Source organism: Flavobacterium sp. (assembly GCF_031381455.1).
Lineage (GTDB): Bacteria > Bacteroidota > Bacteroidia > Flavobacteriales > Flavobacteriaceae > Flavobacterium.
Window position 1 is genome coordinate 105,010 of the sequence record NZ_JANMXZ010000025.1, and the last position, 14,692, is coordinate 119,701.

Below are 14,692 nucleotides of genomic sequence, written 5' to 3' on the forward strand. Positions count from 1 at the left end.
ATTATAAATTTTTTAACGCTTGTTTGATTATTGTTTCAACTCCGGCTTCTGGGTTTTCTCTTATGATTTTATCCACCACTTTTTCGGCATTTTTCCTAACGTAACCCAAAACCTCCAAAGCAGATAACGATTCTTCTCTACTAATATTGTGTTGCGAGGTGGAAATTTCGCTTAAATCATAGATTTTTAACACTTTTTCTTTCAAATCAAGTATCACACGCTGGGCAGTTTTGCTTCCAATTCCTTTTATAGATTGAATGGTAACAACGTCTGCGCTAGCAATAGCATGTATTATCTGTTTTGGATCTAATGATGATAGCATTGTTCTTGCGATACTAGCTCCAATTCCTGATACTGATAATAATAATTTAAACAATTCTCTCTCAGATTTTTCTACAAAACCAAACAGAGAATGCGCATCTTCCTTAATTTGAAGAAACGTAAACAATTTGATAAAATCGGCATTGGGAAGTAAAGAAAAAGTATGCAACGAAATATTAATATGATAACCAATGCCATTGCAGTCAATTACTACTTCAGTAGGTGATTTTTCAATTAACTTTCCTTGAATGTGTGCAATCATTTTTTACTAAAATCTATTTCAAATATAGCAAAATTCTTTAATTGAAAGAATGTCTTTGCAATATCTGTACAATAATACAAAAACTATTTGGCAGACATCTTTTTTCTTTTCTCTTTTTCTTGTGCATCAACCACGGCAACGGCAACCATGTTCACCATTTCTTCTACGCTTGCGCCAAGTTGGAATATATGAACTGCTTTTTCCATTCCCAACATTATTGGTCCGATAGAATCCACTTTGTCCAATTCTTTTAGAAGTTTATAGGTAATATTTGCAGCTTCCAGGTTAGGAAAAATCAAGGTGTTGACTTTCTTCCCTGCCAGTTTTGAAAAAGGGAATTTAGCTTTCAACATCTCGGCGTTTAAGGCAAAATCAGATTGTATTTCACCATCGACAACTAAGTCCGGATAATATTTATGTAAATAAGCCACAGCCTCTCTCACTTTGTTAGCACTTTCATGTGATGACGATCCAAAATTTGAAAAAGAAACCATTGCGATTACTGGTTCCATTCCAAACATTTTAACCGTTTTGGCAGTCATTAAAGCAATTTTTGCCAATTCATCTGCAGTCGGATTTGGATTGATCGCCGTATCTGATAAAAACATGGGTCCGCGATTGGTCATCATCATATTGGCAGTTGCAATTAAAGTAATTCCCGGAGCTTTGCCAATCAATTGCATCAATGGTTTCACTGTTGATGGATAACTTCTGGAATATCCGGAAACCATGGCATCAGCATCGCCTTCATTCACCATCATTGCGGCAAAATAGTTCCGTTCACGCATCCATTTTTGAGCATCGAGTAACGAAATTCCTCTACGCTGTCTCGACTTCCAGTAAATTTCAGCATATTTTAATCGTCGTTTGTCTTCTTCTTTGTCTTTTGGATCAAAAATAGGCACATCAGCATCAAAACCTAATTCTTCTTTAAGTTCCAAAATAACATCTTTATTTCCTAAAAGTATCGGATGAGCAATACCTTCTTCGTACGCAATTTGGGCTGCTTTCAATACATCCAAATGATCTGCTTCAGCAAAAACCACACGTTTTGGTTCGGTTCTTGCGCGATTGGTTAACAAACGAACCATTTTATTATCAGACCCAAGGCGCTCTAATAACTCTTCTTCATATTTCTCCCAATCGGTAATCGGATGTAGCGAAACTCCAGATTCTATGGCTGCTTTTGCAACTGCTAATGGAACTCTTGCAATCAATCTTGGGTCAAATGGTTTTGGAATAATATACTCTTTCCCAAAATTTAATTTGGTTTCACCATAAGCAATATTTACTTGCTCAGGAACGGATTCTTTGGCCAATTCTGCTAAAGCAATTACCGCTGCTTTTTTCATTTCTTCGTTAATCTTGGTCGCTCTAACATCTAAAGCACCACGAAAAATATAGGGAAACCCAAGCACATTATTTACTTGGTTAGGATGGTCAGAACGACCCGTTGCCATGATAATATCTCTTCTGGTTTTAATCGCTAAATCATAATTTATTTCCGGATTTGGGTTTGCCATTGCGAAAACGATTGGATTTTTTGCCATTCCCAATAACATGTCAGGCGTAACAATATCTCCGGTTGACAATCCGACGAAAACATCAACTCCAGTCATTGCTTCAAGTAACGATGGAAAGTCTTTATCAGTAGCATATTTTCTTTGTTCTTCCGAAATTTTTGGGTCGTCTTTTTTAAGCGCTCCTTTGCTATTAAACATAACAATATTTTCCTGCTTTACGCCAAACGAAACATACAGATTAGCGCAAGCAATTGCCGCAGAACCTGCACCGGAAATAACCATTTTTACTTCATCCATTTTCTTTCCGGCCAATTCAACTGCATTTAGTAAAGCTGCTGCCGAAATAATAGCGGTTCCGTGTTGGTCATCGTGCATTACCGGAATATTCAGTTCTTCAACTAAACGTCTTTCAATTTCAAAAGATTCAGGTGCTTTAATATCTTCCAGGTTGATTCCACCGAAAGTCGGCGCTATGTTTTTTACCGTTTCTATAAACGCATCGACATCTTTTGTTCCAACTTCAATATCAAAAACATCAATATCGGCGAAGATTTTGAAGAGCAATGCTTTTCCTTCCATCACGGGTTTTGAAGCTTCGGGACCAATATCACCTAGACCTAAAACGGCAGTTCCATTACTGATTACAGCAACCAAATTTCCTTTGGAAGTATATTTATAAACATTGTTTACATCTTTGGCAATTTCCAAACAAGGTTCGGCAACGCCAGGAGAATAAGCTAATGACAAATCTCTTTGGGTTGCATATTTTTTGGTTGGCACCACTTTAATTTTTCCGGGCGTGGGTTTTGCGTGGTATAAAAGCGCTTCTCTACGTTTACTATCTTTGTGCATCGTCTTTATTTTGATAACTACAAAGGTAGAAGACTGAATGTAAAAAGGAAATTTTTAGTGGTTTCTTTTTGCACAACTGACAAACAAAAAAGCCGTAATTTATCATTACAGCTTTTCAGCAATCTAACTAACTATATTTCTGAATGGCGTTTAATCCTGTATTAACTCTTTGATGTTAATGTTATCGGGCAATCGCCCAACATTTTGTAGTTTTATGGCGGCTAATTTTTGGGCAACCGCCATGGTATCTTCTATGTTTTTCTGATGCAATTGGGCATATAAAAATCCGGTCCAGAAAGCATCGCCTGCGCCTGTAGTATCTTTTACTTCGTCAATAGGAATGGCTTTTTGAAAAAAAACTCCTTGATTAATATCTGAAACTACAACACCGCTTTTTCCTTTGGTAAGGCAAATGGTTGTGGCACCTAAACTGTGGAAATATTCAAAAATATATTCTTCCGATTTGACGGCAGCAAAAAGTCGGTAACAATCGTCTTCACTGAGTTTTACTAACGGGTCGTTAGACAAATATTCTTTAAGCACTTTTTTAGCTTCTTCTCTGTCGGGCCAAATGCGTTCTGAGAAATTGATATCGATACTCAGCTGCAATCCTAATTCTTTGGCTTTCTTGGCTCGATTTAAAATGGTCTGCCTTGCCGGATTTTTGCTCAATGCAAAACAAGTGGTGTGAAATATTTTGGCATCCGCTATGACTTCATCTGGCAATTGGCTTTCGTATATTTCGCAATCTGCTTGGCGATAGGGAATAAAATCGGGCGTTTCTGTTGACTTCGACACAAAAATTACCGAGGTTGGCACTGTTTCCGATTTTCCGATATGTGAAGTGTTCACATGATTGGCTTTTAATTTTCGAATAACATAATCGCCCAAACCATCTTGACCGCAAGAAGCCACGAGCACGGAATTCAACCCCAAACGCGAAGCATTCACAGCTACATTCGTTGGTGAACCGCCTAAAAAACGATGATAGTCTTTGGTTCTATTGATGGGTGTATTGACTTCGTGGCCAATAAAATCTATCAGTACCTCGCCTATGCTAATGATGTCTATTGATTTCAATTAAACTAAAATTTTAAAATTATAATGTAATGATTGATGCACTAAAACCGCTGCTGCTGCACTCCAAGCGCAAAGAGAAACCCCATTGGGTTCAGTGGTTTTGGTATTGAAATTTTCATAAAACGAAAAGTCTTTTTTGGCATTGGCTTCATTTATTTTTTCCAAAATAGCGATTGCTTTTTGCCTTTCAAATTTTGACAACAATGCCAATCCGAAAAAACCATTGACCATAGGCCAACTTCCACCATTGTGGAATTCATAAGGATAATTTCGAAATTCATATTTGCAATTATTTTTGAGTAAATGCCAATATTCATCGGTTTCAAAAACTGGTGGCCAAAAAGCAGGCAACAATCCTAATTGAGTTTCTGATGCGAGAGTATTAGCATAGTTCAACATCTTATTTTGGAATTCGCTTGAACCAATGTTTAGCAATAACGCCAACGAATTGGCGAAAGCATCAAATTGGGTTTTATAGCCCGAAGGAGAGAACGAGCAGGGCATGTAGTCTTGAAAATTGACTTCCTTATAGGCTCGCTCGTGGTATTTCTCACCATTTGTATCAGGCATGAAATTGATTTCAATTTGCGTGGTTATTTTTTCGATTTTATCAGTGATGGCTTCACTTTTTACAAAATAATTATAACTTTTTAAAGCCCAAATCCTAAGCAATTGGTCGTATAAAACATAGCCATCGGTAATGTATTCATCTGCCCAATTCCCTGAAAGAGGTACATATAAAAGATGCTTGTTGTTGAATTCCCATGCCTCTAAAAGTTCAAAACATTTTTCAATTTCCGAATTGTATTTTGATATAAACGAAACATCACATTTGTAATAGGCATATTGACAAACGCCAATGATGAACCAAGTCACGGCATCTACTCTTCCGGCTAAACCGCCATAACTCACCTCACTTTTTTCATCTATTATCAAGACATTTGAAGGAATCTTTCCGGTTGGATGTTGGTTTTTTGCCAACGTTTCTAAAGTGTTTTTAAAAGTATTTATTAATTTCTCGTCGTCTGAAGCTAAGGCTGCCAAACCGCAAATCACACCGTCTCTTGCCCAAACCCGTTTGTAATTGGTAGTGCTTACCGCGCTGGCTAAAAAACCATCGGGTGTGGAAACATAACCTAATAATTCAATGGCTTTATGGTAGGCTGTATTATTCACTAATTGCTTGTTTTTTAGTTGATATAAAAAGGGTCAAAACCGCACTGATTACCAATAATACTCCGGCGAAAGTGATGGCTAATCGGGCATCATTGTGCAAAAAATGCTTCATGATAAATCCAAAAGTGATGGTTTGGATAAACATTGGAATGACAATCATCATATTGATAATGCCCATGTAAACTCCGTAACGTTCCTTTGGAATATTGGCAACGACCATCAAATAGGGAATGCCCATCATGCTGGCCCAACCAATTCCAAATCCGGTAATGGCGGGGAATAATAAATATTTATTATGAATATGAGGAAATACTAAAAATCCAATAGCGGCCAATAGTAAACAACCGAAATGCACATACTTTGGCGAATATTTTTTGGCGAAATAAACCAAGGAAAAGGCACATAAAAAAGTGACTATGTTGTACCAACCATTAACCAAACCTGTCCAACTAACAGCTTCTCCGTACAATTTCATATCTTTTTCCGGGCTTGTATTCCATACCGAGAGCGCTATGCTTTTGGAGGAGTTTTGCCAATAACAAAAAAGAGCGTACCATTGAAACAAATAGACTAAAGCCAATTGCCACATTACTTTAGGCATGTCTTTTACGGCTTTTGCTATATCAATAAAAGGCGTAAAAAGACTGATGCGTTCGGATTTGATTTTTTGCAGCTCTTCTTCAGTTGGAGGAATTTCTTTTGTGGTGTGAGAACTCCACCACACCGAAGCAATCGAGCAAACAGCACCTAAAAAGAACGAAGCAAAAACCCAAGTAGGCAATTTGCCAGTCGTTCCAATAAAAATTAACGGGAAAATAAAAAGTGAAATATTGGCTAAAGTTTGTCCGAATCCGGTAAAAAAGCTTTGCGCCTGAAAACCCATTGGCTGTTGCGATTCGTCTAATTTATCGGCGATAAAAGCGCGATACGGTTCCATAGCCGTGTTGTTTCCTGCATCTAAAATCCAAAGTAATCCAGCTGCCATCCACAAAGAACTACTAAACGGGAAAGCAAAAAGTGCTAAGCTGCAAATCAAAGCTCCGATTAGGAAAAATGGTTTTCTTCTTCCGCCCAATCTTGGTGACCAAGTTTTATCACTCAAGGCGCCAATAATCGGTTGGATTAACAATCCCGTTAATGGACCGGCTAAGTTAAGCAAGGGAATTTGATCAGGATGAGCTCCTAAAAAATCATAAATAGGATTAACAGCACTTTGTTGCAACCCAAAGCTATATTGAATGCCAAAAAAACCAACATTCATATTGATTATTTGCCAAAAGCTTAGGTGTGTTTTTTTGCTCATGATTTTAATTTAATTTCTTTAGAAACTCTTCAAAAGGAATGTTATTGGTAAAAATCACGCCTTGTTTATCGATTACCGGAATTGACAAATTATTGGAACTGACATTCGCTTTTTTGAGTTTAAAAAGCATTTCTTTTAGGGCCTCTTGGCTTTTGTCTATATCATAAAAGAGGAACTCAATGTTGTTTTCTTTCAGGTATTTTTTAGTATCCGTACAATGATGACATTCGTCACTTCCATAGACAATCATTACTGCTTTTTCAGGTTTTGTTTCGTCTTTGGTTTTGTTTTCCTGAGCCAACGCATTCGCATTGAAAAACAACATAAAAAGGAAAAGAAGGCAGGCTGATTTTTTCATTAGAATAGAATTTGATTAAATATAAAAATTCTTTTGCTTTAAAAACAATTCCCATACCATATAAACTACGGTATAGGAATTACTCAAATTAAACATGAAAAGGTTGTTTAGAACTTGTAAGACAACGCCATAGAAAGTGATCTTCCCGGCAATGGTCTTGCTCTAACGATATTAGTGGTATTGGCTGTTATACTTCCTTCTTCAGCTTCTGTAATGGCTAAAGTGTTTAATAAATTATTACCGGCAAGGTTTAGTGATAAGCCTTTGGTAATTCCGAATTCTACAAATCCGTTTACGATTACAAATCCATTCATTACTAACTCATTGCTGTCTTGTGCATACGCTTTAGTTTGACCAATAAAGCTCAATCCTAGTGTATTTTTACCTTGAGAGAATTTATAGGTTGGAATGAAGTTGTACATCATTTTAGGTTGTCTTCTTGGTTCGTTTCCATCATTAGCTCCTGAAGTTACTTCGGCTTTAGTATAGGTAAATCCACCGCGTAAGTTCAAATCGTTATTTACGTTGTATGAAGTTTCTAACTCAAGACCCATTGATTTGTAATCATTTTCGATGATGCTGTTTGAAGTCGCTTCAAATCCGCCTTCTTCTTTAGTGGTTGAGCTAAATAAAGTGGCATAAACATAACCTTTAGAGAATTTTCTTTTGTATCCTAATTCCGCTTGGGCTAAATAATCTAAAGAGTTGATTTTGTCTCCATCCAAATAATCTAATCCTGCGAATAAAATTCTGTCCGCTTTGGCAGAAGCACCTTTACTGTAACGAACGAATACTGATTGACGAGCGTCTAATAAATAATTTCCGCCTAAAGTATAAGAAACATAATCATAGTCATAATCAACTGCGGTTGTATTGGCTGTGTTGATAGCTGAAACGCTAGATTCAGGTGCAGAGATTACATTGTCATTGTTGATGTCAAAAACCGTTTGAGACGAACCTGCAAACGAACCGTTTACTTGTCCCATATCGAAACGAATACCACCTTCTAATGAAAGTTTGTCTGATGCATCAAATGAAATATTAGCATAAGGTGCAGACACATTGTATTGTGTATCATAATTTCTGGTACAACAGTTACCCCAAGCCGGAACGCCATAAGCGTACAATCCGTTTTCAGAAAGTAAATTTCCGCCAGCATCAGTAACATTGATTAAACGCGGATTATCATCCGACACTTCTTGTAGATAAGAATTCCACAACCATGACATTGAAATATTTTGAATCGATTTGAAATAACCTGCTGTTAAACCGAATTTATCAAACTTCTTGGTGATTCTTAAATCGTTCATGAAGTTATTGAAATCATTTAATTGTGTATCAAACATGTGAATTCTTGAAACCAATCCATTTGAGTTATTAAATGGAGTTCCGTCATTAGCATAGGTCAAAGTTGAACCAGCTCCGAAAGAGTTGGCTATTGTTGCTGCCGCAGAAACTTCTGCCGGGAATGGCGCGATGAATTGTCCGCTGTTAGAAGAGAATCTCCCGTTGTTGCTTACTTTCCAACCATCAGCTAACTCAAAGTTCATCGAAGCACCAATTGTTTTAGAAACCGGATGCATACCGTCAGACACATCTCCTCTTCTCACATTGCCATTGCCATCTAAACCAACATTATGTTTTAGATAAATAGATTGTTGTGTTCCTGAAGTAGCATCATATCCTCTGACGTTGCCCCAATTTGGACTAGAATTACTTCCGGTTACTTGCACTGGCATTGGCATATAGGCTGCTGCTCTGTCATTTAAGAACTTCGCATAAAAAGTCACGGAACCGTTTTCGAATTCTTTGGTAACATTCATTTTAAATTGACCTCCATTATTGGCTGTAAATCCCGGACTTCTAACGCCTTCACCAGTTCTGTAGAAACCACCGGCATGAAAATATAATCCATCTCCGATTTTGGCTCCGTATTCTAAATCTGTTCTGAAATCATTGTAGTCTAATCCAAAGCTGGTTACCATACTTCCGCCTTCGGTTTTGCCGGTTTTGCTGATAAAGTTGATGATTCCACCCGGAGAATTGGAAGAAAGTGTAGAAGCAGAACCTCCGCGAATCGCTTCAATTTTGGCAATATTTCTGTCGAATCTCGTAAATATATCTGCCGTTGCAAAGGCGATATCGCCAAATAGTAATACCGGCAATCCGTCTTCTTGCAGTTGTAAATATTTAGAACCGCCGGAAGAAATTGGCACTCCACGAACCGAGATGTTGGCATTTCCTTCACCTCCTGAAGATTCTGAACGAATCCCCGGAATGGTTCTGAAGATTTCGGCCGTTGATCTTGGTGCTGATTGCTCTACTTGTTTCACATCTAAAGTGGTGATGGAAACACTGGATTTGATTTTGGCTCTCGGATTAACAACACCCGTTACAACCACTTCATCCAATGTTTTAGAATCATCTTGCATTTGGAAATCCAAATTGGTATTCCCACTTACTGTTGTGGTTTTCTTTTCGGTCGCAAAACCGATGTAAGATACCGTCACTGTAGCTGCACCATCAGTTAAACCTGAGAAAGTGTAAATACCATCGGCATTGGTGGCAGTGGATTTAGATCCGCTACTCAATACTACATTGGCGCCAACTACTGCTTCGCCTTTGGTATCGGTAACTTTTCCAGTTAAACTACTGCTTTGTGAAAAAGAGAGATTGAATAGCATTAACGCCATAAAAAACAACATCTTTTTCAAAAATAAAGTACTTTTTTTCATTTTTTGTGATTTGTTTGATTAGTAATTTTTGTTGGTTTATTTTTCGAAATTATATTTTTAGTTAACAAAAAATTAAGAATTCATTACCGAAATCGTTTTCGAAAGTACCGAAAACGTTTTCGATACAAGATTGGATTTTTTTTATGATATTTGTTAAATGAGAGACATTACTTTGAAACAAATTGCTGAAACCTTAGGAATATCTATTACTACGGTATCCAAAGCGTTAAAAAACTACCCTGATGTTAGTCCGAAGACGAGAAAAGCGGTTTTAGATTTAGCACAATCTTTAAGTTATACTCCTAATAGTTTTGCCGTAAACCTAAGAACCAAAGAATCGCGCACCATTGGATTGATTATTCCGGAAGTGGTGCATCATTTTTTCTCCAATGTCATTAATGGTATTATTGATGAAGCAGAGAAAAATGGTTACTTGGTAATTATACTCCAATCGAATGAATCTTTGGAAATGGAGAAAAAGCAAGTAGAGCTTTTGATGAATAAAAGAGTCGATGGCATTATCATGTCGCTTTCGAATGAATCAAACGACGACGAGCATATCAAAGATATTCTTCGCAAAGAAGTTCCTTTTGTGATGTTTGACAAAATTTCCAAATTGATTCCGTGTTCAAAAGTGATTATTAACGACCAAAAAGCGGCTTTCAATGCGGTAGAACATTTGATTCAAAAAGGGTGTAAAAAAATTGCTCACATTCGCGGACCTGTGAATCCTCAAAATGCGATTGATAGATTCTTGGGGTACAAAAAAGCGTTGGAGAAAAACAATATTCCCTTTGACCCAAAACTGGTTTACACATGTAAAAATGTGACTTTTGAAGAAGGATTGGAATTTGCCAAACAAATAGCGGCAGAACATCCTGATGTAGATGGCATTTTTGTGATTACCGATTTGGTTGCCGTTGGAGTTTTAGCTTATTTTAATGAAGTAGGTATCAAAATTCCCGAACAAGTAAAAGTCATTGGATTCAGCAATTGGTTCATGTCGAAAGTAATTACCCCAAAATTGAGTACCGTTGACCAACCGAGTTTTGAAATGGGTGTTCAATCTTTTAAATTATTGTTGGAAGAAATTAACAATAAAAAAGAGTTGCTCCCTTTTCAACCTAAAACTATAGAATTAGAAACGAATATTATTGAAAGAGAGTCTACTTTAGAAAATTGATGTTTCTTTTCAATCCTTCGAACTTTGTTCTTTTAACTGCGGAGTTTTTAAATACTTTTTTAAAAGTGTCTTCGGTGATTTCTTTCCAATCTTTTTTTGTCATCGAAAGTAATTCGGTTTTTGGATTAAAAAGAGGTTCACTATGTGCTTTTGAAAATTTATTCCAGGGACAAACATCCTGACAAATATCACAGCCAAACATCCAGTCGTCCATTTTGCCTTTCATTTCCAACGGAATATTTTCTTTGAGTTCGATAGTGAAATAGGAAATACATTTGCTCCCGTCAACTACGTAAGGCGCAACTATTGCTTCGGTTGGACAAGCATCAATGCAAGCCTTACAGGTACCACAATGGTCGGTTGTTGCATAATCATATTCCAAATCTAAATCAACTACCAATTCAGCTATAAGATAAAAAGAACCTATTTGTTGGGTTAGCAAATTGCTGTTTTTCCCAATCCAACCCAAACCGCTTTTGGCTGCCCATGCTTTATCTAAAACCGGTGCTGAGTCGACAAAAGCACGTCCAGAAACTTCTCCGATTTCGGTTTGAATGCTGTGCAATAATTCCTTTAATTTTTCTTTGATGACAAAATGATAATCTTGACCGTAAGCGTATTTTGAAATCTTATAACTATCCGTGTTTTGTGTTTCGGATGGATAATAATTCAGCAGCAATGAAATCACGCTTTTGGCATCATCAACCAGCAACGTTGGATTCAACCGTTTATCGAAATGATTTTCCATGTACTTCATTTCGCCGTGATGATTTTGATTTAGCCAATGTTCTAATCGCGGTGCTTCTTCTTCTAAAAAACCAGCTTTGGAAATTCCGCATGACAAAAAACCGAGGCGTTTGGCTTCTGTTTTAATAAGTCGAGAGTATTTTTCTTTATTATTAAACAATTAATGATTTTAAAAAATTAAACCATTAAGGCATTAAGTTTAGTTAAGATAATTCAAACTTAATTTTCTTAATGGTTGAAAAATTAAAACAATCCTCCTTGAATGTTAGTTTTAATTTTCCCCAAATGTTTATACGCTTTCTCAGTAACTTCTCTTCCTCGTGGCGTTCTGATGATAAAACCTTCCTGAATTAAAAACGGTTCGTAAACTTCTTCAATGGTTTCTCCACTTTCGGAAACGGCTGTAGCCAATGTTGACAAACCGACTGGTCCGCCTTTGAATTTATCGATAATAGTAACCAAAATTTTATTGTCCATTTCATCCAAGCCATGAGCATCGACATGTAATGCTTTGAGGGCATATTTTGCTATCTCAATATCAATTTTACCATTGCCTTTTATTTGAGCAAAATCACGAACACGACGCAAAAGTGCATTGGCTATTCGTGGTGTTCCTCGACTTCTACCTGCAATTTCAATAGCGGCTTCCATTGTTATTGGCATTTTTAAAATACTGGAACTACGTTGGACAATTGTAGTTAATAATTCGGTGTTGTAATATTGTAATCGGCTTTGAATTCCGAAACGGGCTCGCATTGGTGCCGTCAATAATCCGGAACGGGTGGTTGCGCCAACAAGTGTAAACGGATTTAAATTGATTTGAACGGTTCTGGCATTTGGCCCGGATTCAATCATAATATCAATTTTGAAATCTTCCATCGCGGAATATAAATACTCTTCCACAACCGGACTTAATCGGTGGATTTCATCAATAAACAAAACATCTCTTTCCTCAAGATTGGTTAGTAATCCTGCTAAATCTCCGGGTTTGTCTAAAACTGGTCCGGAAGTAATTTTAATTCCAACGCCTAGTTCGTTAGCCAAAATATTAGCCAACGTAGTTTTTCCTAATCCTGGTGGACCGTGAAACAAAGTATGGTCGAGCGCTTCACTTCTTTGATTGGCGGCTTCCACAAATACTTTTAGATTATCCAACACTTGTTCTTGTCCTGTAAAATCATCAAAAGATAAAGGTCTTAACTTTTTTTCAAGGTCAAGTTCTTCAGGATTAAAACTGGAATTAGTTGGGTCGAGATTTTCGTTCATATTACAAATATATAACAAAGTTGAGTGCAAATAAAAATGCCTTTCGATAGGAAAGGCATTTTACTGTTTTATACTAATGAATTAATGATGTAACTGTTCTTCACCTGGTTTCATTGGAACATTTTGAGGAACGAAATCATCATCATGTCCTGGTTTGCTATAATCATATGGCCATCTGTGTACATGAGGAATTTCACCTTCCCAGTTTCCATGAATATGTTTAATTGGCGCTGTCCATTCTAATGTATTCGATTTCCATGGATTTTGAACTGTTTTCTTACCGTAGAAAATGCTACTAAAGAAGTTATATAAAAATACTAATTGGAAAGCTCCACCAAATAAAGCAAAACATGTGATTATTACATTCACATTTTGCAAATCGTCAAACAATGGGAAGTTAGTATTGGTATAATATCGTCTTGGTAAACCTGCCATTCCTATAAAGTGCATTGGGAAGAAAACTCCGTAAGCAGAGACTGCTGTTACCCAGAAGTGAACATAACCTAAATTTTTGTTTAACATTCGTCCGAACATTTTTGGAAACCAATGGTAGATTCCGGCAAACATTCCGTAAAGAGCAGAAATACCCATTACTAAGTGGAAGTGTGCCACAACAAAATACGTATCGTGGACGTTAATATCCAGCGTACTATCTCCAAGAATAATTCCTGTTAAACCTCCAGTAATGAAAGTAGAAACCAATCCGATAGAGAATAACATTGCAGGGTTTAACTGCAAGTTCCCTTTCCATAAGGTTGTGATATAGTTAAATGCTTTTACAGCAGATGGAATCGCAATCAATAAAGTTGTAAAGGTAAATACAGAACCTAAGAATGGATTCATGCCTGAGATAAACATGTGGTGTCCCCAAACGATAGTTGATAAAAATGCAATTGCAATAATTGACATAATCATTGCTCTGTATCCAAAGATTGGCTTACGGGAATTTGTTGCTATAACTTCGGAAGTGATTCCAAGTGCTGGCAATAAGATAATGTATACTTCTGGATGTCCTAGGAACCAAAATAAATGCTCGAACAATACTGGAGAACCACCTTGATAATGTAATACTTCACCAGCAATATAAATATCCGATAAGAAGAAAGAAGTTCCAAAACTTCTATCCATAATTAACATTAAGGCAGCTGATAGTAAAACCGGGAATGAAATAACACCAATAATAGCAGTGATAAAGAAAGCCCAAATTGTTAGTGGCAATCTTGTCATTGACATTCCTTTTGTTCTTAAATTAATTACGGTTACGATATAATTTAAAGATCCTAATAAGGAAGCTGCTATAAATATAGCCATAGAAACTAGCCATAAAGTCATACCGGTTCCTGAACCTGAAATTGCTTGTGGCAATGCACTTAATGGTGGATAAATAGTCCATCCGGCACTTGCTGGCCCTGATTCTACAAAAAGTGAACTAACCATCACAACACTAGAAAGAAAAAACAACCAATAAGAAATCATATTCAAAATTCCGGATGCCATGTCTCGTGCTCCAATTTGTAGCGGAATCAATAGGTTACTAAACGTACCACTCAAAGCTGCTGTAAGTACAAAGAAAACCATTATGGTTCCGTGAATTGTAATTAAAGAGAGATACGCTTCGTTTGTCATCACTCCATTTGGAGCCATTTTTTCTCCTAGAAAAAAGCTAAATACTTTGAATGATTGTTCAGGCCATGCCAATTGCAATCTAAAAAGCAAAGACATACCAACTCCAATAACTCCCATAATAATACCAGTAATTAAATACTGCTTGGCAATCATTTTATGGTCAATACTAAAAATATATTTAGTAATGAAGGTGTCTTTATGGTGGTGTTCGTGATTGTGACTTTCGTCGTGATTGTGAGCTTCTGCTGACATAATAGGTA

Annotated in this window: 11 protein-coding genes; 1 reads left to right on the forward strand and 10 read right to left on the reverse strand. The window is 36.8% G+C overall.

All coding sequences use genetic code 11. The features are described 5' to 3' along the window. Position 1: 1 nt before the first annotated feature. From ruvA to RMN97_RS07035, 7 genes are all read right to left on the reverse strand, one after another. Complete coding sequence (gene ruvA / locus RMN97_RS07005) at positions 2-583, reverse strand: Holliday junction branch migration protein RuvA (RefSeq protein ID WP_309613808.1); 582 nt, start codon at positions 581-583, stop codon at positions 2-4. 83 nt (positions 584-666) lie between these two features. Beyond that, a complete protein-coding gene (locus RMN97_RS07010; protein WP_309613809.1) occupies positions 667-2,958 on the reverse strand; it encodes an NADP-dependent malic enzyme in 2,292 nt (763 codons plus the stop codon). Positions 2,959-3,108: 150 nt separating this feature from the next. Further along, complete coding sequence (locus RMN97_RS07015) at positions 3,109-4,038, reverse strand: carbohydrate kinase family protein (protein ID WP_309613810.1); 930 nt, start codon at positions 4,036-4,038, stop codon at positions 3,109-3,111. Continuing rightward, positions 4,039-5,214: a glycoside hydrolase 100 family protein gene (locus tag RMN97_RS07020; protein ID WP_309613811.1), complete on the reverse strand. Its 1,176-nt coding sequence runs from the start codon at positions 5,212-5,214 to the stop codon at positions 4,039-4,041. It abuts the gene before it with no gap. Continuing rightward, entirely contained in the window at positions 5,207-6,517 is a 1,311-nt protein-coding gene (locus RMN97_RS07025) for an MFS transporter (protein WP_309613812.1), read from the reverse strand. The genes RMN97_RS07020 and RMN97_RS07025 overlap by 8 nt, the downstream gene beginning before the upstream one ends. A 4-nt stretch (positions 6,518-6,521) precedes the next feature. Then, the gene (locus RMN97_RS07030) at positions 6,522-6,875 is read right to left on the reverse strand and encodes a glutaredoxin family protein (protein ID WP_309613813.1); all 354 of its coding nucleotides are present in this window, start codon (positions 6,873-6,875) and stop codon (positions 6,522-6,524) included. A gap of 107 nt (positions 6,876-6,982) precedes the next feature. Continuing rightward, on the reverse strand, positions 6,983-9,610 hold the full coding sequence (locus tag RMN97_RS07035; RefSeq protein ID WP_309613814.1) for a TonB-dependent receptor domain-containing protein: 2,628 nt from the start codon (positions 9,608-9,610) through the stop codon (positions 6,983-6,985). Positions 9,611-9,767: 157 nt separating this feature from the next. Here RMN97_RS07035 and RMN97_RS07040 point away from each other — a divergent pair, with 157 nt between their 5' ends. After that, on the forward strand, positions 9,768-10,793 hold the full coding sequence (locus RMN97_RS07040; RefSeq protein WP_309613815.1) for a LacI family DNA-binding transcriptional regulator: 1,026 nt from the start codon (positions 9,768-9,770) through the stop codon (positions 10,791-10,793). Here the strand turns inward: RMN97_RS07040 and queG are convergent. The 3 genes from queG to RMN97_RS07055 all read right to left on the reverse strand — a co-directional run bounded on the left by queG (position 10,777) and on the right by RMN97_RS07055 (position 14,684). After that, on the reverse strand, positions 10,777-11,700 hold the full coding sequence (gene queG, locus RMN97_RS07045; RefSeq protein WP_309613816.1) for a tRNA epoxyqueuosine(34) reductase QueG: 924 nt from the start codon (positions 11,698-11,700) through the stop codon (positions 10,777-10,779). The two genes, RMN97_RS07040 and queG, sit on opposite strands and share 17 nt — an antisense overlap. 83 nt (positions 11,701-11,783) lie before the next feature. Then, complete coding sequence (gene ruvB / locus RMN97_RS07050) at positions 11,784-12,806, reverse strand: Holliday junction branch migration DNA helicase RuvB (RefSeq protein ID WP_309613817.1); 1,023 nt, start codon at positions 12,804-12,806, stop codon at positions 11,784-11,786. Between the two features lie 81 nt (positions 12,807-12,887). Beyond that, positions 12,888-14,684 (reverse strand): cbb3-type cytochrome c oxidase subunit I, encoded by a 1,797-nt coding sequence (locus RMN97_RS07055; protein WP_309613818.1) that lies wholly within the window; start codon positions 14,682-14,684, stop codon positions 12,888-12,890. Positions 14,685-14,692: the final 8 nt, after the last annotated feature.